This window comes from Victivallis sp. Marseille-Q1083, from assembly GCF_903645315.1.
In the GTDB taxonomy this organism is placed as follows: domain Bacteria; phylum Verrucomicrobiota; class Lentisphaeria; order Victivallales; family Victivallaceae; genus UMGS1518.
Genome location: NZ_CAHJXL010000001.1, coordinates 3,158,190 through 3,176,277 on the forward strand (window position 1 = coordinate 3,158,190; position 18,088 = coordinate 3,176,277).

Genomic DNA, 18,088 nt, shown 5'->3' on the forward strand with positions numbered 1-18,088 from the left:
GTGACAGCCGGTGAACCGCAGTCCCCACGGCTCGTTGACGGGCTTGGGCGGTTGGATTCGTCTGAGGTTCCACATTCTTTATTTCCTTATACTTGAATTGTACTCTTCGAACGGGGCGGACTTGCGGATTTCCTGCCGGTTGCACCAGCGGGCCAGGCGACGCAGCTCCAGCGGCGGTTCGCTCTTTCCCGAAAAATCCCGGAACGGCTGACAGAAGGGTGTGACGTATTTATCAAGCTTCGCCAAGTGGCAGATCCGCTCGTGCGCGTCCTCGAGCTCTTGCGCCAAGACGTAGACGAAAAACTCGCCGCGGAATCCTGCCGAGCGGAGCAAGCGGACGGCATTCTTCACGTGTGGAAGCATCGCGGCCGTATCGCAGCTGAAGCGGATAAACTTGATCCATCGCGTCTCAGCCAGTTCCCGGGCGTTTTGCTCGTTCACCAGTCGGGCATCCAACGCCTGGTTGAAATCGAGCCGGAGCTTCAGCCGCTTCGCCTTCTCCAGCTGCTCAGTGACGAACGCTGCCGGAGCGGCGAGGAAGTTGTTGTCGAGCAGAACCACATTCTTTCTGCCGGCACAGAGCCGCTCGATGTCGTCGACGACATGGAGTTTCCCTTCTTTCCGGGGAACGATGCACCAAGAGCACTCCCGAACACATCCCCGCGTGAGAAATCCCAAGGCGGAAGTGAACTCCGGGTAAAGGGAATAGTCGGGGAGCGTCCGCTCCACATCGTCCGGGAGCTTCACGCTCGAATCGTATCCGGTCCCGCCGCACACGGGATTCGGTGCGTTCGCGGCAAGGTCTGAATAATCCGGGGTGAACGTGAAGACCTTTGACATGTAGAGCCGCTCGGGGCGGCTGAAAAGCGGCGAGTACCACTCCACATCGTCGCCCCAGAGCTTGTGCCATGCCGAAAGGCGCATGAGCGCCAAGTTGGGAAATCCGCGGCCATCGACGTCAATCAGCGAGACCTTCATCTTCAAGCCGCTTCTCTTCCGCCGTCTTCAGCCACTCCAAATGCTTCTGCGCCTCTTCGCGGATGCCCGCGAGCTTCTCCATGAAGTCATCGCAGTTCGAAATAAAGGTCTCGAAGCACTGAACGTAATTTGTGCCGATCCCATGCGGAGTCAGAAGCAAATCATGATTGGAAAGGAAGAATTGCGACGGAGTCTTGCCTTTTTGCGAGCGGGAGATGTGCCAGCGTTCGTCCGCGCTCACGAGCTCCTGTTTCAAATGCTACTCGGTCACCCGCCATTCGAGAGGGATTTTATTCATCGGACTTGCTCTCCTCATCTTTCAAAACTTCGGCGACCGGCCGCCAGCCCAGCGGCTGATAGGTCGAATCGACGTACCACAACCCCTCGCGAAACAGATACACATACTCAGCCCAATAACTGTCGGAGGCTTTGCTCAACAGGTAGTTCGCATCGTGCCAGAACTTGGGAGGCTGGTAATCCTCACTGCGGTCCCGGTGATAAGCGATGCAGATATCCCGGACCGGGCTGTCGTAGTCGTGTGCTTCGCCGGGCTTGGGAGCAAGACGTTCGCCAAGACAACTCAAGTTTCCGAGAGCAAGCAGGGCTTCGGCCAGCTCAGGGGTATTGTAGTGTTCAATGAGCAACCGGCCGTTGTTGCTCACATATCCGTCGAAATGACAGTAAATTCCCCGACATTGCTTGTCGGGATCTTCAATCGCGATTACCGAGCGGGTGGACATGCGTGTCTCTCCTCGTGCCGGCAGAGTTCGGGATTCTTGTGTGCGTTCCCGACAATGCGGATTTTCTGATAAAGGGTCAAACGGCTGCTGTGCGTGTTCGGCGTGAGGCCGTCCAGCACGTAGCGCCCCTGCAGATTGATGAAACGAACGATGAACAGCCCGACCGATTCCCCGGCATTGTTGAAAATCTCCACGATGTCGTTGGAGAAAATCTTCTTTTCTTCCTGGTCGAGCAAGCCCGTCCACTGGTCGATTTCGCAGTCTTCGCGCCGGGCGGGATTCGTTTCGCTGGTCTCAACGCCGTCGAGCGTGTCCTCGAACACGAACGAAGCATTGAAGCCGTAAACCGGGAACAGCGTCAGCGTCGACCGGTGGAACGCCCGGAACTCAAGGGTGAATTCCGGCTGGTGGATGTGTTTGAATTGCATATTGGAACCTTTCTTTTTTTATTCGCTGCGGAAAATCAGGGCAATCCGGCATTTGTTACAGGCGTGGCTCTTGCAGTTGTTGCAACTCTCCTCGATGATGTTCCGAAGACGCTGATTCTCGTCCATGAGCTTTCGCATCTTCAGGCAGTCTTCGCGGTCATGGCCGGTAACGGCGCCGGGGGACTTGCTGAAGTGTTCAATCGCCTGTTTGAAGGACTTGTGAGTCGCTTCCCGGAAATCCGGAACCAGCTCGCTCGGGTGGTTTCCGCACCGGCCGTCATTGCCGATGTATATGGTTTTCAACTCGCAGGTCGCGGTGCTTTTCCCGCATTTGGTTGAATGATACGGACAGGGGAAATTCGAGCATTGCACCTTGTAGGTGTCTTCAAAGCGGAGGGGAATGGTATTACTCATAGAGATTTTTCCTTAAAAAGTTACTGTTGCAGTAAGGGTTGCGGCAGCTAGCCAATAGATGGTGTGCCGCCAGTCGCCGTTGAATGCGTAAACACCGGCAGCGCCGATGTCCAGAGCAATCAGCAGAATGGGGAAAATTTTAACGGCGGTCACGAATCCACCTCCGGTTCGATGGGCTCAACCGCATCCGGGCGCGAGGGAAAACGTTCCATTTCTTTTGTGATCATTTGCGTTTCATCTCCTTGATTGTTTCATGAATGGTAAGCAGCAGGAACAGCGGAAGACTCAGAATCGAAGCCAGCACCAGCAGGACGATGTAAGCGGCCGCGTTCAGCCGATCAGAAGGGAATTTCGTCGTCATCATACGGCTCCATGGGCAGGCTTGGGTAATTGCCTCCATCATCGTCATTCCAGCCCGGTTCGGGCGGAGGCGTGTACTCCGGGCGGGAATTCAAGCGCCAGCCCGTTATCCGGTCGAACTTCTCGCCCGCGACCGTTTTCACGGTAATGGACGCCGGAGCCGCCAGAAAGCCCTGTGTGGCCAAATCTACGGCTTGGTGCGCGGTCTTCGGAACCGGACAGCCGAGAGCCGCCCGCTCACGCCACCATTTTTCGAATTTGCCGCGGGCATACCCGGTGTGTTCGGGGCAAACCCACTCGCTCTTGAATTCGTTGAATCCGACCTGATAATCGACGCGCATCGTCCGGGGCGTTCCGGGCTCGGCATACCGTTTTTCATGGACGCAGTAAAACACTTCCTGAACGTCATAGTCGGTGTATTCGACCTGACCCGAGATAATGCCGACCGTCGATGCCGTCTGCGAAAGTTTGTCGTTGCCTTCGTTCGGCGGAAACTCATATCCGCATTCGGGACACTTCGCGAACCCGGCGTGAATGAGCGCCAAACACTGAGGACATTTCTTTGCCGGCGCGTCGCCGCCTTTCCCGGCCCCAGGCTCTTTGATTTTTATCATGTCTACCGGACCGTGTCGGAGGATGTTGCCCCCGTAATCAAGCACGAGGCAATTGCTTTTTTGTGTTTCCGGACTGAGCCGGGTTCCGCGGCCGACCATCTGGATCAGTAAGCCCGCCGAATTGGTAGGACGAAGCAGCACCACGCAGTCCACGTTCGGGGCGTCGAACCCGGTAGTAAGCACATTCACGTTCGCGAGAAATTTCAGCGGCGGTTTGGGCGTTCCGAAGAGATCTGCCGGGATGTGTTCTCCCTTGAACCGGGCAAGAATCTCCGCTCGTTCGCCCGGAGAGGTAGTACCAGTTACGATAGCACACTCTTTTCCAGAATAGGCTTCCAGCTTCTCCGCCACATGCTTGCAGTGTTCCACGGACGAAGTGAAAATCAACACGGACTTTCGGTCGCGGGTCAAATCCACAATCTCCCGGCAGGCCGCCGAGACCAGCTCGTCATTGTCCATCGCCGCGGCGATCTCGTCGTTGACGAACTCACCGCCACGGACGTGAAGATCATCGAGCTTCGCTTCCACACGCCCGGCCCTGGAAGTCAATGGAGAGAGGTATCCCTGCTGGATCATCTCTTTCAGCCCGGCTTCGAAACAGATTTCATTCAGGAGATTATCCGGCTGACAGATGAGACCTCCCTTCAACCGGAACGGCGTCGCGGTAAGCCCGATCAGCCGGACACGCGGATTGATGAGCTGCATGTCCTTCAGGAACGTCCGGTACATCCCGTCGCCATCGGGGGCGATCAAATGGCAGTTGTGAACCAAGACTCCGTCAACATAGTAAGAAGGGTGTCCCGCGATTTGCAGATTGTACACAGTTCGAGGGCTTTTGAGTTTGATACGTGTAATACCGACCACCCTAATTCCGCCAGCCATACCCGAATCCGTTTGTCTGTTTTGCGGATTTTCTTCGCAAAGTGACTCCCCCCGTCCAGTTGTATTCCCAGACGGAGAAACGGGATTGCCACATCCAGTTTGTAGCAATGCGACGCTCCCGCATGACGCTGTTGCGCCGTTGTCGTGACCGGATATTCCGTTTCCGCTTCCAAAAGTTGTGCCAGTAGTTCCTGCGGCAAAGGCAACACTCTCCCGTTCCCGCCGTGAACCAGCGGTTTGTGACCTATTGCTTTCAGGGTCGCAGACACTTTCTCCACAACACCCGGCAGAAACATCGGATTCTTGACTTTCTTCGAGCAGGATATTGAGCAAAAATCTTGCAGACCCCACATCTTTTCCGACATCGGCTGCATATGGTAAAAACGCGGGCGAAATTCCTTCCTGCAGCAGAGACAGATCTTTACCGCCATCCTCGCTCGTTGCCTCCAGCTCTCCTGCGGTTTTGCAGCATTTCCCGATGCCGGATGTCTTTTTGCATTCTTCAAACATTGTGGAGAACAATATTTCCGAAGAAGCCATGCCTTTTCCATTTGACATCTGATCGGGTTCCCGTTCGGATCGAACCATACGTGTGGCTGATAGTCCTTCCCGCAAACGGGACACGTCTTCACAGCTGAAAAGACGCGCTCCCACTGCCAAGGAGCTCGCTGCACACCAACCGGATTCAGTGAAGAACGGGTGGTTGGCGGTGCATTCAATAATGTTTCCATTACTCAACTCCAATTTCATGATTTCAAATGTCGGACGCGATGAGATCGCTTCAACATTTCCAACTCCAAGCGCGTGTCTGACCGGTTGTCCCACATACAAATCTTCAATTGGAACCTGTCCGCGCGGCGTGTCAATCAATGTCCCAGCAGGAAAACATTCGTCCACGATGATAAGATCGAAAGCTCCGAGATCACATGCCTTGTCGTACACCGATTGGATTCCTGCGACGATTACCGGTCCGGCGGTGTCTCGGCTATTCAGACCAGCAGAATAAACGCCAATTTTCAGTTCAGGACACAGTTTTCGGACTTTATCCGCATTTTGCTCCAAAAGTTCCTTGACATGTGCGAGGACAAGTACCCGTCCATTCCATTTTTTCACTGCGTCTGTCGCGATTTGAGCCAAAATTATCGATTTCCCGCATCCTGTCGGACACACCACGCAGGGATTATTTTCTTTCGTGCGGAGATGCTGATAGACAGCCTCAACCGCAGCAGTTTGGTACGGTCGAGGGGTTATCATTTCATTCCTCCCCGGTCCGAATACCTGCTTTTTTGAGATCGAACGCCAGTTTCAATTTGATATTTTCGAGGCGAGCCGGGGTCAAGTGCAGCCGTCTGCAAATTTCCCGGTCGGTGTAGTTATTCATATAAAGAAAGCAGACCAGGCGCTCGGTTTCATCCGTGATATCGGTCACGAACTCTTGGACAATTTGGCATCGCCGCCCGTTGTTTTGTCTTCGTTCCATTCGGCTCCTTCCATGTCTTCAAGTTTTACGAAACACAACCCGCCGTCAATCGGCTCGTGCATTTCGAGGAGGATTCGTTTGATTTGGCAGTCATCGCGGTAAAGTCCCGCTGCTTGCAGGGTGTCGAGCAGAACTTTTCCTCCGACATTGTCCAAATCCCGTCGCCGTCTGTCCGGAGGATAGAATTCCGCATGAAGCGAAATTCGTCCTTCGAACGGGCGGATGTTCTTCTGCCTGACCAGCGCGGTTACCAGTTCCCGATACCGCCTCCCGTCCCGGCTGATCAAAACCCGTGGCCCCACGTGCCTGTAGTAATGGTTCACGCTCGGGGGCCAGGGTAATTCGAACTCCTGCGTCATTTGTTCCCGAACTGGAACAGAAACGGGGAATTACTCGGAACGACGCCTCCGGGCGCTTTACCATCCCAACGCCGGGCGGCTTCCAGCTTCGCTTCCGCTTCCATCTGGCGGATCTTCAAGTCGATCATTTTCGTCTGGGCCTCGGCGGCTTTGGCAAATTCCTCGGCCTTGGCGCGTTCATTCTGCGCGATGGAGAGTTCCTTCTCATTGATGACCTTTTGCGCTTCACGCTCCTGCTCGGCTTGTTTTACGCGGGTCTCGTTGACGAAAACGGCGTCGATGGTTTTCTGCACCTCCGCATTGTCATACAGCATGCCGTCCGCGATGCCGACCGAGGAAATCGTGATGCCATACTGTGCGAAGTGTGCGGTCAGCTCCTTGGAGAGTTCAAGAACGATATCTTTCTTTTCCTTCTGACACACGGAGAGATCGCGACTGCCGAACTCGCGGGCAAGGATGTTCTGAATGTACCCTTTGACGTTCTTGCCCATCACCTCGGTGAGACTGTTGCCGGGGTAATAGTAGAGGAATTTGGCCGCATCCTCTTCCTTAATCATACCCGTACAGTTCACACCGGCTGTAAAGCCGACGCTGTCCAGGCTCTCGACCTTGATGCCGTCTTTCTCCAGCCACTGACAGGTAACCGGCGAGCGGTCAACGACAATCACACGGGCCAGCGGAATCCATTCATAATCGAACCAGGCGCGGCCGGTCGAACGTTTGCGGAGCGGAATGATGATCCGCTTGGTGGCGACCTTCGCCTTCTCCAGGTATTCGACGCTCATGAACTGCGCCTGATCCTTTTTCGAGTCGCCCTCCAGCGGCACGACGAACGCGGTTTCGTGGTTCTTGACCTCAACCGCATGTTCGGTCGGATACGGACCGCACCCGGTCAGAGCGAGGCTGGTTGCGATGGCGGTGAAGAGAACGAAAGAGATGAGCTTAATGTTTTTCATTGTATTCCTGAACCTTTGTTTTGATGATGATGTAAATTCGATAACCGAGCCACGCGCCGCACCCAAGGGCGGCGGCATTGAAGGCGATGGAGAGATAATCGGTCAGCATCTTGTAGAGCACCCCGGCCGGCAGCGTTCCGTTCAGCTGTTCGTTCAGGGTTCTGAGACCGATCTCACTTCCGGCAAACTTGCCGATCATGTCGGCAAGCGCCAGAAAGAACACTCCCAAGGCGAAGGGGATGATTAATCTCCGCATCGCTTACTTCCTTGCCCACGGCGGAGCGTCGCTTGCTCCCTGGGGCGCAGGTGTCGTCGGCTTCGCGGCAACCGAGCCGGTGTTCGCTTCACGCGGGCCGTAGCCACGGATTTCGTTGGTCATTTCGTCGTCCTGGTTCTTTTTGCAGCGGACGGTAATGGTCAACGGGAGATTGTGAAGCTCGACCGAATCGCTCGGGGTCATGACATTGACCGCGCGACAGATCGCCGACAGATCGGCCTGCGCCATGCGGACGGCGTCGGCATTGGGATTCTTGATATTCAGACGCGCCCAGAGTTTGCGCCCCTTGTAATCGCCCTCAATGACCTCGAACTCCAGCTGGAGGTATTCGCCGGTTCCCGATTTGGTCGTCTTGGTTTCGGAATCGACGATGACCGCGAGATATTTCCCTGCGGGGATGGGGTCGAAACCGACCGAGGGATCGACATTGTTGGCATCGAAATTGAGTGTAGCCATGATAAATCCTTTGTCTTACGCCATGAGGCGTGTTGTTGAACTGTTTTTCCGTTCTCGACAGACGAAGGCTCCGCCCGGCGCGATGCTCGGAATCGTCGCGTCTGAGTGTGTTTTCGTTTGTCGTAAGAGAGTGTTACGCCGGACAGAGCGCGTTACAGTACGCTTTCGGCTTTATCGGAGTCGGGCATCGCCGGGGCGTAACCACGGCAGCTCCTCCCGGACACCGGATGTGTTCATGATACGGCATCGGGGTATATTCGTCCCGGACAACGCGGTACCGCTCGCCGGGATGAATCCGAAAGCCGCAAAGATCACACACCAGTGGTCTTGTTGCTATTTTTATGTTTTCGTGCATTTCCATTCACCTCTTTTTTGTTCCCATAACCGGAAACATCAAATACCTTCCGATCCTTGAACTCCTCGCGTTTACCCTTATTCCAATTGCTGACGGGGCGAAAGTACCCGCAGCAACGGCTAAAGACTTCGCAGATTACACCACATTTACTCATGTGTTAAGCGTTCCTTCCTGGCTGTTTGGAGATTATAATTCAGTTGACGCGTGCTAAGGCCACAGAATTTAGCCAACTTACCATCCGTCCAATGAGATATTTCTTTCCAGAATAGCAATTCAAAACAACGGATAAGGTAGTTTTTCTTTCTTATCTTCAGCCCATTTTTGTTTAAATAATGGCGGTTGGCATTCCAGCTTTGCTTTCCTAAAACCGCATATGAATGCCGTTCATTTTCTGAAGGGGTGACCCATTCCAGGTTTTCCACACGGTTGTCTTGTTTATTCCCATTTTTATGATTAACATGGGCTCCGTCAAAATAGCTATCGGCCAAGAATGTCTTTGCAATCAGACGATGAAGTAGATAGTTATGGTTGTTGACGGATACGGTTACATAATGCGGTTGGCCATTCAAGGTCGTGAACACTCGACGAAGAAGATGTCCTTTCAATTTCCGTTTGTAACAACGCTTGGGTGTCTCAACAGCGCTGATGCGATCTGTGCTTCTAATTTTCCCAAGGCTGGATACTTCGTGTGTTGGAATTTCTGGAATTACCATCCAAATCACAGATTCAGTCAATTTATCTGCCATCCTCTGCTTTCACCGCCTGGCGAATCGCCTGTATCAGACTCGCATTGCGGCAGTTGTTGATGATCTCGTCCACACCTCCACCCCCCGGAGCAAACGCTCGTGTGAGCGCCGGGCCGCCGATGGCCTGCTTTGCCAATTCCATGTCGGACGGGTCATCAAGTCGGAAGCTGGCAAGCAATCCGGGCGACGGAGGTTCTTCGGGGGGCGGACAGTACAGGCATCCGCGCCCCTGGCAGTATTTACACCGTGGCATGTTCGGCTTGAATCTTCTGGTAAGCGTCCACGAACGCCTGCCAACTGAGCGGCAGTTCAGGCGGCAGGCCGTAGCGATTCTTCGCCACACACGCCGGGGAGCCAACCGTGCGAATGATGCGTTCGCCGCCATTCGCTCCAATCGGCGCCGCAATCGCCCGCTCGCCGGAAAATCCCGCATTCTCCTTGGTGACGCGGAAGCGCTTGTTGGCGAACAGCACCGCGTCGACCCATTCAGAAATGAGGCTGGCCGCATGTTTGTGAAGCCGGGGCGTGTAACGGTCATACGCCGCATTTTCCGGATCTTCAAACCGCTCGATTTTTGCGTGTGCGACCAGAATGACCATCATCCCGCGTTTGTCGCGGAGCTCCTGCAGCAGAGCGATGACCTTGCGCCAATGCGTCAGAGCATGGGTGTAGCCCTTGCCGTAGCCGCCGTCCGCTTTTTCAATGCTGCGGACTCCATATTCGCGACAGACTTCATCGAAAATCAGGCGTTCCAGCCAATCGGCGCTGTCGATCACGACGGTTTGGAAATCGTGCTGTTCGTCCCGGAGCGCGGTCAACGCCGCGGTGACTTCGGCCATGTTGTGCGCCAGCGGAAACTTCTTGCAGTTGATTTCTCCCAGCCCATCCTCGGTTTGCACGAAGATTGCACCGGGCGCTCCCGCGCCGAAGGTGCTGTTGTGCGTTACGATGAAATCATCGGTGACGTAAAGAGAGTCCAGCGAATCAATTACAATACACTGACATTCCTTTTTGCCGACAGATTCCACATTCCGGATTGTATGACGAATCATCCATTCCGGGAATTTCCATTTGCTCATGTGCTTGGCTGATGCCACCGGCACCACACCGTTGGTGAAAGACGCATAAATCCGATGTGACGGTTTCACATCATGTTTTTCACCATTTTTGCGGTAATGCGCCGGGCGGATTTCCATCGTAGCCGAACCGCCAAGAGAACGGACAAGAAACAGAATATCTTCCGCCATCCGAGGACTGGCAGTGGTAATTTCGACCGCGCCCGGACGAACCACATACCCATCGCCATCACAAAGGCCGCGAAGCAGTTCTTCCCGGCTTTCTATAGATTCGGCAATTAACATACGTGCAATATTTGCTTGATGGTGTATATTATCATCATGGAAACTCAAGATGCCCGAAAACTCGATAAGGTCGCTCTTGAAGAGCGGCGCAAGCAGGCCGTGAGATTGTATCAAAGCGGCAAATGTAATAATTGTACAGAAATCGGAAAAATCGTCGGAGCGCACCGCAACACGGTGGGCAAGTGGATAAGCAAGTGGAAAAAAAGCGGCTTGTCTGCTTTGAAAGTAAAGAAATGCGGTCGTCCAGTCGGCTTTGGACGCCGTCTGCTTCCGCATGAAGAGAGTAATACTATTTCGCTTTCAAACATAGACATCGATTAAAAATGATGCTATATTATCGGTAACCGAAACAGGAGGTTACCGATGATTCAACCGCATTTAACCGTAGAAGAAATATCCTTGCGAATGAAGGAAGCTTGTAGTGTTGCTCAATTCCGCCGTTGGCAGGCGATCTTTTTGCGTCTTCAAACTCCTTCCTTGAGCGTTTGTGAGATCGCAAATATCTGTTCTGTATCTCGCAAGACGGTGGTTCAATGGACTTGGCTTTATAACACAAAAGGCCCAGAGAACTATATTCTTGTTGGGCGTGGCGGTCGTCATCGCTTCATTCTTTCTGAAACTGCCGAGCAGGAATTGCTCCAGTCGCTACAGGAGAAAGCTGAACGGGGAGTAATCATCACGGCTCATGCGGTCAAGATTGCCGTCGAAGCAAAAGTGGGACATGAAGTTCCAAAAGACTATGCCTATGATTTGTTGCATCGCAACCGGTGGCGGAGAATCATGCCGCATACTTATCACCCGAACGGAGATGAAAATGCTCGCTCGGCCTTTAAAAAAACTACTCGAATTTGCTGGATTCCGCCAGAAAAGAATTGAATCTCACATCCGACGAATCACTGGAAGTCTATTTCCAGGATGAAGGAATCTTCGGACGCATGTCCAATCCGGTTCCCTGCTGGGCGCCACAAAAAATCCGTCCTCAATTACCTTCACAACGGATTCGTCAATACAGCTATGTTTATGCCGCCCTCTGCCCGGATACAGGAGACCTGTGTTCGCTGATCATGCCATATTCAAATATGGACTGCATGCAGATTTTTTTGGATGAATTTGCCAGGCAACGAGCCGGAAAACCAACCTTGATCATCATGGATCAGGCTGCTTGGCATAAAAGTTCATCTTTGCTGAAATATCCCAATATTCTCATCAAATTTCAGCCCCCGTATAGTCCGGAACTCAATCCTGTTGAACACTTGTGGAAACATATGCGAACTGTTTTAACTCACAACTGGTTCTGGCAGTCGCTCGAACAACTCGAAGACAGATTATGTGAGGTCTTGCTTCAACTTTCCGAAAATCCGAAAACGATACAATCATTTTCTCTTTTTGATTGGATGGTCTGTGTTTGAAAGCGAAATAGTATAAGATACGGAAAGATTTGGTCGATCATTGTCCGGATCAGTTAAAATTGCCATTTGCGCTCTGGACTCGTCAGGCGGTACGGTTGCACATCAAGATTTCGTTTGGAATCGAAATACCAGTCCGAACCATGGGGGAGTACTTGAAACGCTGGGGATTTACGCCGCAAAAACCAGTTAAGAAAGCTTATCAGCGCAATGAGGCGCACGTTCAAAAATGGCTGATTGAGGAGTATCCCCGAATCAAAAAGCTGGCAAAATCAGAAGATGCGGATATCTTTTGGGGGGATGAAACAGGAATTCGCAATGACGAGGCCAAGGGCCGCAGTTATGCGCCGAAAGGCAACCCCCCGGTGCAAGCAGTCAATCCGGTACGCGAAAAAGTTAATATGATCAGCGCGATTACCAACCAGGGGAAAACTCATTTCATGTTTTACAGCGAAACGATGACAGCTCAACTCCTGATCCAATTCATGGAACGTCTGATTCGTCAAAATGAGCGGAAAGTGTATTTGATTCTGGATAACCTGCGGGTTCACCACAGCAAAACGTTGACTGGTTTTCTGCAGGAAAACGCGGCTTTCATCAGGCTATTTTACTTGCCGAGCTACAGTCCCGACCTGAACCCGGATGAATATCTCAACCGCGACTTGAAATCAAATCTGAGCAACAAGCCCTTGGGGCGCGCCAAAGGAAAAATAACCGAACATGCCAAGCTACATATGGAAATGATAGCTGAACAACCGGAACGAATCAAGAAATTATTCCATTCCAAGACTGTTTTATATGCAAGTTAGTTAGTTGCCGGTACAATAGTCGGGAAAAAGCACCGGTATCAGCCATTGCAAAAACCGTATTTTTGAAACGGAGAAAAAGAGATTTTTCAAAGGTTCGGCAAATGGCAATGCCGTATGATAAGTCCGCTTTAACATCTCGTGTCAAAACAGACAAGAGCTTTCTGCAATCAAACCGAGCCTATTTGCACCTTGCGTGTTGATAAATAACATAAGTAAATCTTATTGAATTATTTGTTATATTCATATTTTAGAATGTTAATTACAGTGATGTTTTGCAACGTCAAAAACTTAACATAAGAATGGATTTTTGAGCTTAAAAATCAAATTATCACATAAATTTATTTTGTGATTTTATTCAAAATATGCCTTGTTTTTTATGTCCTCTGATGTAGATTGAATTGGGAAGCAGAAAAACCATATACGCGGGAGCCCAAAATGTTTTCAATCGCAGATATTGTACCGGCAACTAACTAACTTGCATATAAAACAGTCTTGGAATGGAATAATTTCTTGATTCGTTCCGGTTGTTCAGCTATCATTTCCATATGTAGCTTGGCATGTTCGGTTATTTTTCCTTTGGCGCGCCCCAAGGGCTTGTTGCTCAGATTTGATTTCAAGTCGCGGTTGAGATATTCATCCGGGTTCAGGTCGGGACTGTAGCTCGGCAAGTAAAATAGCCTGATGAAAGCCGCGTTTTCCTGCAGAAAACCAGTCAACGTTTTGCTGTGGTGAACCCGCAGGTTATCCAGAATCAAATACACTTTCCGCTCATTTTGACGAATCAGACGTTCCATGAATTGGATCAGGAGTTGAGCTGTCATCGTTTCGCTGTAAAACATGAAATGAGTTTTCCCCTGGTTGGTAATCGCGCTGATCATATTAACTTTTTCGCGTACCGGATTGACTGCTTGCACCGGGGGGTTGCCTTTCGGCGCATAACTGCGGCCCTTGGCCTCGTCATTGCGAATTCCTGTTTCATCCCCCCAAAAGATATCCGCATCTTCTGATTTTGCCAGCTTTTTGATTCGGGGATACTCCTCAATCAGCCATTTTTGAACGTGCGCCTCATTGCGCTGATAAGCTTTCTTAACTGGTTTTTGCGGCGTAAATCCCCAGCGTTTCAAGTACTCCCCCATGGTTCGGACTGGTATTTCGATTCCAAACGAAATCTTGATGTGCAACCGTACCGCCTGACGAGTCCAGAGCGCAAATGGCAATTTTAACTGATCCGGACAATGATCGACCAAATCTTTCCGTATCTTACTCTCTTCATGCGGAAGCAGACGGCGTCCAAAGCCGACTGGACGACCGCATTTCTTTACTTTCAAAGCAGACAAGCCGCTTTTTTTCCACTTGCTTATCCACTTGCCCACCGTGTTGCGGTGCGCTCCGACGATTTTTCCGATTTCTGTACAATTATTACATTTGCCGCTTTGATACAATCTCACGGCCTGCTTGCGCCGCTCTTCAAGAGCGACCTTATCGAGTTTTCGGGCATCTTGAGTTTCCATGATGATAATATACACCATCAAGCAAATATTGCACGTATGTTAATTGCCGAATCTATAATCAGGAAAGACGAGGCATCGCACAATTCGACAGAATCTACAGATTTCGCGGTTTGTTACCGGAAGCGGACGACTGCATGGATGACTTGTTCCTTGAGACGCTCGGAGAGATTTTGAACTATGTCGGCGAAATGGGGTGCGAGGTACCGGAAGCCGCATTCTCGGGAGAATCATTTCATCGAAAGCGAAAGAATGCTGAAGTCACCTGTATTGGAATGCGATATCGCCACCTGTGGGCAGGAAAGATAAATCACTTTCGGGACGAAGAGCCAAACACACGACGGCGCATGATACACGATATCACCTTGACGGAAACTGGCAAGGGACTGGAATTGGGATACCAGGTCGTTGCTGAATACCTTTTAGGCCAGCCCATCGATTTTTCTCCTGATTTCATCTTCAAACTCTCCGACCCAATCGGCCTCTATCAGAATACCGGCCCGCTACTCGACGGAGCACCTCTATTGATTCAGGATGACTCCCAAATCGACGAGCTGTTGGAAATTGTCGCAGACCCCGAACGATATTTCCTCGTGATTGCTATCTCTGAAATCAATTCCTTCTCCTGGCGCAGTTCGCCCAACGCTCCCCGGGTAATCCTGAATCCACATGACCTTGCGAGACACCTGCGCGGATTTGCCTTCGTCGCCCATCTCTCTTATAACGCCAGCAAAGCATGGCAACAGCGCGTAGGCCGGGTGTTTTCAGTCTATGATGGAGCGATTCGAACATTCTATCCCAGCTCGGACTTCATGAACAGCTCCGGCAAAGACCATCCGGGGTTGTTCAAAGATCAAATTCCCTCTTACCAGTTCAAAAATCAAAAAGGCGCAAGAGGATATTTCGCGTTTCTGATCAACCGAATGCGGCATCATTCCGCGACGATCAAAATCCCCTGGAATAAACTTTATTTCCTGTCGGACGCGGCTCAGTTGCAGCATGAAATCAATCTGTATTCCGCGACTCTCCCCAAGCCCACCGTCAAGGGCAGCGCCAAAATAGTCGCGCAGCTTCAAAAAGAACAGACATTGGCCCTGGATGAATTGAAAAAGAAGGACGCCAAAATTGCTAAACTGGAAGAAGGGCTTCTGACAAAAGAAATTGAAGTGTGCGAACTCCAAGCTCAGGTTGAGCACCTGAACTCTCATCTCTCTCCGGCGCTACCCCAGCCGTGCAATGACGCAGCGACAAGCGAAGCCTCAACCCCGGTATCGGCCAATATCACCTATGCGAACATGGCAGAGCATTGCCTCGCGGAATTCGCAGGAAAGCTGATTTTGCTGAAGCGTGCCGAACATACCTTGACGAAAGCGCAATATGAATCGCCGGAGCTCGTGTTTCAGGCATTGGAACTTCTTGCAAACGAATACCGGGATTCCCGAATGGGGAAAGTAACCCATTCCGTGTTTTTGGATAAATGCCGGGAGATCGGAGTTATTTTTTCCGATATCCGCAAAAAAAGCTCCAATCGCTCCGATGACGCTTATACCGTCAACTATCCCCCGGGCTCGCAGAGCGTCGAACAGTTGCGATACGTGTTGAGCAAAGGCAACTCAAAGAAAAGACGGTATCGGATGCGTCTCTACTTCTTTTGGTCGGAGCGTGACCGCGTTGTCGTTGTCGGCGATTTGCCTCAGCAAATAGGTGATCAATAAAATAGGGCAAAGGTACAGAAAATGATGTGTCAGGAAATAAAAGACTTTGTTCGGAAAGAGGTGCGGACTCAGCTTGCGGAAAAACTGAAAAAGAAACCCAGGGAAATCTGTCGCGAATGCCACCAGCGGCTTTCGCAAGTGGAAAAACAAGTGAAAACCATTGCCTCCGAGAAATCTTCGCGGAATGTGGCGGAGGGGACCGCTCCTCAGAAACGCCATTACCGAATCACGGGCGAGCATTTGCACAAGATTCGAGAACAGTTTGATTTGACCCAGGAGGAAATCGCGCTCCTGCTGGAAACCACCCTTACCACCGTGAACCGTTGGGAGCGCGGACGAGTGCTCCCGTGTTCGAGAATGCAACAGAGAATAGCGGAACTGCGGTCCGGGGGTAAGAGAAGTGCGCATAGGCGTCTCAAAGAGCTCAAAAAACCACAACAAGCCGACAACGGAGACAAAGATGAATCTATTTTGCAATAAATCGCTTGATAAGTTTATCTCTGGCGGCAATGTAGCTCTTGCTCGCCAAAACCTTGCGCACCACGAAAGGACGGAGCGCAGCAACACCGTTCGCCGACCGGTGGAGAAATTCGTTTCTCGAATGTCGGCTTTATTTGTGTCTTCGATATTTCGATGGGGACCGAGATTGACAACAGCATAGTAGATGTTACATTATGACTATACTAAACTATTATTTGCACAATTTTTCGTGATGAGGTTAATTTTCAACCCAAGGAGTACATCATGCCCGACATGAAACAGGTCTTCAGCAGCGAGATCCGCCGAATCGCCCACCGGGAAATCAAAGCGGTCTTGAAACCTGTCATCGCCCAAAATGTTGAGCTGAAAAAGAGGCTTAACGCCATGGAGCGGGAAATCAAGGAAATGCAAAAGCAGTTTCCCGCTCCCGAGCTTCCGCCAGTCGACAAGCAGAATAACGATGAAGTTTCCGTACCTGCCAAAATCCCCCGCATTACCAAAGAACGCATCCTTGCCCTTCGCAAAAAATTGAATCTGTCCCAAGGGGAATTTGCAAAACTGCTCGGCGTCGCCTCGGGAACCATTTGCCATTGGGAAATCGGCAAAAATTCTCCTCGCTTGGAACTGAAAATTCGAATTGCAGAAGTGCGCGATATGAAGCCCTCCGCAATTAAGGCGCTGATGCTCGAAAAAGGTATTCTGTGTGCTGATGTTGCCGAGCCGAACGAACCGGAGCCCGTCGCAGAAGAAACCACCGAGGAAGAAACCGTAGAGTCCGAGGGGACCTTTGATAAAACGGCGTTCTTTGAGTTTCGGAAAAAGAACAATCTCTCACAGGGCAAGATCGCCGCGCTCTTGGGCGTTTTCTACTCTTCGATCAGACGTTGGGAAACGGGCGAAGGGCTGCCTAGAGAGCCACAGAAAGCGAAAATTGAGGCATTGCTGGCTCTGACCCCGGAACAACTGGCGGAACGCCTGGATAATTTGCCGCTCCCCAAGCGTCCGCATGCTGAAGTGTCCGGAAAAGCGAGAAAATAAAACCGAGACATCATAACCGGTCAGGCGGCTTTGCGGTATCCGAATAGCAGGTGTATCTGACCCGGAAAATGATGGGAATTGACGCTTGTACCGACAACGGACCGACTGCCGGTGCATATACTATCGCAACAGCAAAATGTTCTCATCGCTTCGGGGCGATGTTCGGCTCCGTGACGTCCTGTCTTTGGGGATTGCAGCTGTCCGTTGTATGTCCGGCGAGGAGTTCCTGATAATAAACCTTTTTGTAGGCCAGAATCTCCATTTGCTTTTTCAGCATCTTCAGTTGTTCACGCAAGACTTTTTCCTGTTTGAAAATAATCTCGGCGCGCTCCGAAATCGTGGCGTCGCCCTCCAGGCACATGCGGATGTAGCGCCGAATTTCGTCAATGGACAGTCCGGTCGCCCGCAGACAGTGGATGAGTTTGAACCAGGTAAGATTTAGATCGGAAAACATGTGGATGTTGCCGCTCGTCCGGCCCACGTCCGGAATCAGACCGGCGTTATCATAGTAACGAACGGTGTAAGTCGTCATGCCGAGTTTGTCGGCAACCTCCTTGACCGTGTATTTCGAGGTGCTGTCAGTCAAGCCTTCAAAGGGTGTCTTTTTCGTCATCGAAAGTGCTCCGTCAAGGTTAAAGTGATTCTTAGTGCAACTTTAATATACGATCCCAATGGAAAAATGCATTTTTTTTGAACTCAAAACAAAAAAATATCCGTTTTTTTGCT

At 51.3% G+C, this 18,088-nt stretch carries 24 protein-coding genes and 1 pseudogene; 8 read left to right on the forward strand and 17 right to left on the reverse strand.

Annotated features, from left to right (window positions below):
- Window positions 1–78: 78 nt before the first annotated feature.
- Genes HWX74_RS13025 through HWX74_RS13040 form a run of 4 tightly spaced genes read right to left on the reverse strand, consistent with a single transcriptional unit; the run spans window position 79 to window position 2,146 of the window.
- Window positions 79–978: a radical SAM protein gene (locus tag HWX74_RS13025; RefSeq protein ID WP_176014601.1), complete on the reverse strand. Its 900-nt coding sequence runs from the start codon at window positions 976–978 to the stop codon at window positions 79–81.
- A complete protein-coding gene (locus HWX74_RS13030; protein ID WP_217704955.1) occupies window positions 959–1,234 on the reverse strand; it encodes a hypothetical protein in 276 nt (91 codons plus the stop codon). Before HWX74_RS13030 ends, HWX74_RS13025 begins: the two co-directional genes overlap by 20 nt.
- Before the next feature lie 34 nt (window positions 1,235–1,268).
- Entirely contained in the window at window positions 1,269–1,718 is a 450-nt protein-coding gene (locus HWX74_RS13035; protein WP_176013948.1) for a hypothetical protein, read from the reverse strand.
- A complete protein-coding gene (locus tag HWX74_RS13040) occupies window positions 1,700–2,146 on the reverse strand; it encodes a YopX family protein (RefSeq protein WP_176013949.1) in 447 nt (148 codons plus the stop codon). Before HWX74_RS13040 ends, HWX74_RS13035 begins: the two co-directional genes overlap by 19 nt.
- On the opposite strand from HWX74_RS13040, the gene HWX74_RS13045 reads away from it, so the two are divergent.
- Window positions 2,126–2,485: a hypothetical protein gene (locus HWX74_RS13045; protein WP_176013950.1), complete on the forward strand. Its 360-nt coding sequence runs from the start codon at window positions 2,126–2,128 to the stop codon at window positions 2,483–2,485. The two genes, HWX74_RS13040 and HWX74_RS13045, sit on opposite strands and share 21 nt — an antisense overlap.
- A gap of 87 nt (window positions 2,486–2,572) precedes the next feature.
- Here the strand turns inward: HWX74_RS13045 and HWX74_RS13050 are convergent, their stop codons facing one another.
- The 11 genes and pseudogenes from HWX74_RS13050 to HWX74_RS13100 all read right to left on the reverse strand — a co-directional run bounded on the left by HWX74_RS13050 (window position 2,573) and on the right by HWX74_RS13100 (window position 10,406).
- Complete coding sequence (locus HWX74_RS13050; protein ID WP_176013951.1) at window positions 2,573–2,713, reverse strand: hypothetical protein; 141 nt, start codon at window positions 2,711–2,713, stop codon at window positions 2,573–2,575.
- A gap of 70 nt (window positions 2,714–2,783) precedes the next feature.
- Window positions 2,784–2,924 (reverse strand): hypothetical protein, encoded by a 141-nt coding sequence (locus tag HWX74_RS13055; protein WP_176013952.1) that lies wholly within the window; start codon window positions 2,922–2,924, stop codon window positions 2,784–2,786.
- Window positions 2,899–5,670 carry a DEAD/DEAH box helicase family protein gene (locus tag HWX74_RS13060; protein WP_176013953.1) on the reverse strand — a complete coding sequence of 924 codons (2,772 nt, stop codon included), beginning with the start codon at window positions 5,668–5,670 and terminating at the stop codon, window positions 2,899–2,901. Before HWX74_RS13060 ends, HWX74_RS13055 begins: the two co-directional genes overlap by 26 nt.
- Before the next feature lies 1 nt (window position 5,671).
- Window positions 5,672–5,896 carry a hypothetical protein gene (locus HWX74_RS13065; RefSeq protein ID WP_176011562.1) on the reverse strand — a complete coding sequence of 75 codons (225 nt, stop codon included), beginning with the start codon at window positions 5,894–5,896 and terminating at the stop codon, window positions 5,672–5,674.
- Window positions 5,842–6,255, reverse strand: coding sequence for a RusA family crossover junction endodeoxyribonuclease (locus HWX74_RS13070; protein ID WP_176013954.1), 414 nt, complete (start codon window positions 6,253–6,255; stop codon window positions 5,842–5,844). The genes HWX74_RS13065 and HWX74_RS13070 overlap by 55 nt, the downstream gene beginning before the upstream one ends.
- Window positions 6,252–7,211 carry an SPFH domain-containing protein gene (locus HWX74_RS13075; protein WP_176013955.1) on the reverse strand — a complete coding sequence of 320 codons (960 nt, stop codon included), beginning with the start codon at window positions 7,209–7,211 and terminating at the stop codon, window positions 6,252–6,254. Before HWX74_RS13075 ends, HWX74_RS13070 begins: the two co-directional genes overlap by 4 nt.
- Complete coding sequence (locus HWX74_RS13080; RefSeq protein ID WP_176013956.1) at window positions 7,198–7,467, reverse strand: hypothetical protein; 270 nt, start codon at window positions 7,465–7,467, stop codon at window positions 7,198–7,200. The genes HWX74_RS13075 and HWX74_RS13080 overlap by 14 nt, the downstream gene beginning before the upstream one ends.
- 3 nt (window positions 7,468–7,470) lie before the next feature.
- Complete coding sequence (locus HWX74_RS13085) at window positions 7,471–7,944, reverse strand: DUF669 domain-containing protein (protein WP_176013957.1); 474 nt, start codon at window positions 7,942–7,944, stop codon at window positions 7,471–7,473.
- Window positions 7,945–8,333: 389 nt separating this feature from the next.
- Window positions 8,334–8,444 (reverse strand): annotated as a pseudogene (nrdD, locus tag HWX74_RS20685) (anaerobic ribonucleoside-triphosphate reductase); the annotation flags it as partial.
- Window position 8,445: 1 nt separating this feature from the next.
- Window positions 8,446–9,045 (reverse strand): HNH endonuclease, encoded by a 600-nt coding sequence (locus HWX74_RS13095; protein ID WP_176013959.1) that lies wholly within the window; start codon window positions 9,043–9,045, stop codon window positions 8,446–8,448.
- A 239-nt stretch (window positions 9,046–9,284) separates the two neighbouring features.
- Window positions 9,285–10,406 carry an AAA family ATPase gene (locus HWX74_RS13100; RefSeq protein WP_368506826.1) on the reverse strand — a complete coding sequence of 374 codons (1,122 nt, stop codon included), beginning with the start codon at window positions 10,404–10,406 and terminating at the stop codon, window positions 9,285–9,287.
- A gap of 36 nt (window positions 10,407–10,442) precedes the next feature.
- Between HWX74_RS13100 and HWX74_RS20690 the strand changes: the two genes are divergently transcribed.
- The 4 genes from HWX74_RS20690 to HWX74_RS13120 are packed head-to-tail and all read left to right on the forward strand — an operon-like array spanning window position 10,443 to window position 12,621.
- Complete coding sequence (locus tag HWX74_RS20690) at window positions 10,443–10,727, forward strand: helix-turn-helix domain-containing protein (RefSeq protein WP_176013961.1); 285 nt, start codon at window positions 10,443–10,445, stop codon at window positions 10,725–10,727.
- Between the two features lie 42 nt (window positions 10,728–10,769).
- A complete protein-coding gene (locus HWX74_RS13110; protein ID WP_176013912.1) occupies window positions 10,770–11,282 on the forward strand; it encodes a winged helix-turn-helix domain-containing protein in 513 nt (170 codons plus the stop codon).
- Window positions 11,279–11,815 (forward strand): IS630 family transposase, encoded by a 537-nt coding sequence (locus HWX74_RS13115; RefSeq protein WP_176013911.1) that lies wholly within the window; start codon window positions 11,279–11,281, stop codon window positions 11,813–11,815. Before HWX74_RS13110 ends, HWX74_RS13115 begins: the two co-directional genes overlap by 4 nt.
- Window positions 11,816–11,844: 29 nt before the next feature.
- Window positions 11,845–12,621 (forward strand): IS630 family transposase, encoded by a 777-nt coding sequence (locus HWX74_RS13120; protein ID WP_176013962.1) that lies wholly within the window; start codon window positions 11,845–11,847, stop codon window positions 12,619–12,621.
- Between the two features lie 470 nt (window positions 12,622–13,091).
- On the opposite strand, the gene HWX74_RS13125 is transcribed toward HWX74_RS13120, so the two are convergent.
- Window positions 13,092–14,132 carry an IS630 family transposase gene (locus HWX74_RS13125; RefSeq protein WP_176012706.1) on the reverse strand — a complete coding sequence of 347 codons (1,041 nt, stop codon included), beginning with the start codon at window positions 14,130–14,132 and terminating at the stop codon, window positions 13,092–13,094.
- A gap of 134 nt (window positions 14,133–14,266) precedes the next feature.
- On the opposite strand from HWX74_RS13125, the gene HWX74_RS13130 reads away from it, so the two are divergent.
- From HWX74_RS13130 to HWX74_RS13140, 3 genes are all read left to right on the forward strand, one after another.
- Window positions 14,267–15,844 (forward strand): hypothetical protein, encoded by a 1,578-nt coding sequence (locus tag HWX74_RS13130; RefSeq protein ID WP_176013963.1) that lies wholly within the window; start codon window positions 14,267–14,269, stop codon window positions 15,842–15,844.
- A gap of 21 nt (window positions 15,845–15,865) precedes the next feature.
- Window positions 15,866–16,324 carry a helix-turn-helix domain-containing protein gene (locus HWX74_RS13135; RefSeq protein WP_176013964.1) on the forward strand — a complete coding sequence of 153 codons (459 nt, stop codon included), beginning with the start codon at window positions 15,866–15,868 and terminating at the stop codon, window positions 16,322–16,324.
- A gap of 264 nt (window positions 16,325–16,588) precedes the next feature.
- Window positions 16,589–17,362: a helix-turn-helix transcriptional regulator gene (locus HWX74_RS13140; protein WP_176013965.1), complete on the forward strand. Its 774-nt coding sequence runs from the start codon at window positions 16,589–16,591 to the stop codon at window positions 17,360–17,362.
- 142 nt (window positions 17,363–17,504) lie between these two features.
- On the opposite strand, the gene HWX74_RS13145 is transcribed toward HWX74_RS13140, so the two are convergent.
- Window positions 17,505–17,975, reverse strand: coding sequence for a MerR family transcriptional regulator (locus tag HWX74_RS13145; RefSeq protein ID WP_176013966.1), 471 nt, complete (start codon window positions 17,973–17,975; stop codon window positions 17,505–17,507).
- Window positions 17,976–18,088: the final 113 nt, after the last annotated feature.

Bases quoted from the DNA above. Each gene is read 5' to 3' on its own strand.
- HWX74_RS13060 (WP_176013953.1), bottom strand. From the start codon at position 5,670: ATGATAACCCCTCGACCGTACCAAACTGCTGCGGTTGAGGCTGTCTAT.
- HWX74_RS20690 (WP_176013961.1), top strand. From the start codon at position 10,443: ATGGAAACTCAAGATGCCCGAAAACTCGATAAGGTCGCTCTTGAAGAG.
- HWX74_RS13075 (WP_176013955.1), bottom strand. From the start codon at position 7,211: ATGAAAAACATTAAGCTCATCTCTTTCGTTCTCTTCACCGCCATCGCA.
- HWX74_RS13070 (WP_176013954.1), bottom strand. From the start codon at position 6,255: ATGACGCAGGAGTTCGAATTACCCTGGCCCCCGAGCGTGAACCATTAC.
- HWX74_RS13025 (WP_176014601.1), bottom strand. From the start codon at position 978: ATGAAGGTCTCGCTGATTGACGTCGATGGCCGCGGATTTCCCAACTTG.
- HWX74_RS13100 (WP_368506826.1), bottom strand. From the start codon at position 10,406: ATGTTAATTGCCGAATCTATAGAAAGCCGGGAAGAACTGCTTCGCGGC.
- HWX74_RS13055 (WP_176013952.1), bottom strand. From the start codon at position 2,924: ATGATGACGACGAAATTCCCTTCTGATCGGCTGAACGCGGCCGCTTAC.
- HWX74_RS13110 (WP_176013912.1), top strand. From the start codon at position 10,770: ATGATTCAACCGCATTTAACCGTAGAAGAAATATCCTTGCGAATGAAG.
- HWX74_RS13095 (WP_176013959.1), bottom strand. From the start codon at position 9,045: ATGGCAGATAAATTGACTGAATCTGTGATTTGGATGGTAATTCCAGAA.
- HWX74_RS13135 (WP_176013964.1), top strand. From the start codon at position 15,866: ATGATGTGTCAGGAAATAAAAGACTTTGTTCGGAAAGAGGTGCGGACT.
- HWX74_RS13130 (WP_176013963.1), top strand. From the start codon at position 14,267: ATGGATGACTTGTTCCTTGAGACGCTCGGAGAGATTTTGAACTATGTC.
- HWX74_RS13080 (WP_176013956.1), bottom strand. From the start codon at position 7,467: ATGCGGAGATTAATCATCCCCTTCGCCTTGGGAGTGTTCTTTCTGGCG.
- HWX74_RS13085 (WP_176013957.1), bottom strand. From the start codon at position 7,944: ATGGCTACACTCAATTTCGATGCCAACAATGTCGATCCCTCGGTCGGT.
- HWX74_RS13040 (WP_176013949.1), bottom strand. From the start codon at position 2,146: ATGCAATTCAAACACATCCACCAGCCGGAATTCACCCTTGAGTTCCGG.
- HWX74_RS13125 (WP_176012706.1), bottom strand. From the start codon at position 14,132: ATGGAAACTCAAGATGCCCGAAAACTCGATAAGGTCGCTCTTGAAGAG.
- HWX74_RS13145 (WP_176013966.1), bottom strand. From the start codon at position 17,975: ATGACGAAAAAGACACCCTTTGAAGGCTTGACTGACAGCACCTCGAAA.
- HWX74_RS13065 (WP_176011562.1), bottom strand. From the start codon at position 5,896: ATGGAACGAAGACAAAACAACGGGCGGCGATGCCAAATTGTCCAAGAG.
- HWX74_RS13035 (WP_176013948.1), bottom strand. From the start codon at position 1,718: ATGTCCACCCGCTCGGTAATCGCGATTGAAGATCCCGACAAGCAATGT.
- HWX74_RS13140 (WP_176013965.1), top strand. From the start codon at position 16,589: ATGCCCGACATGAAACAGGTCTTCAGCAGCGAGATCCGCCGAATCGCC.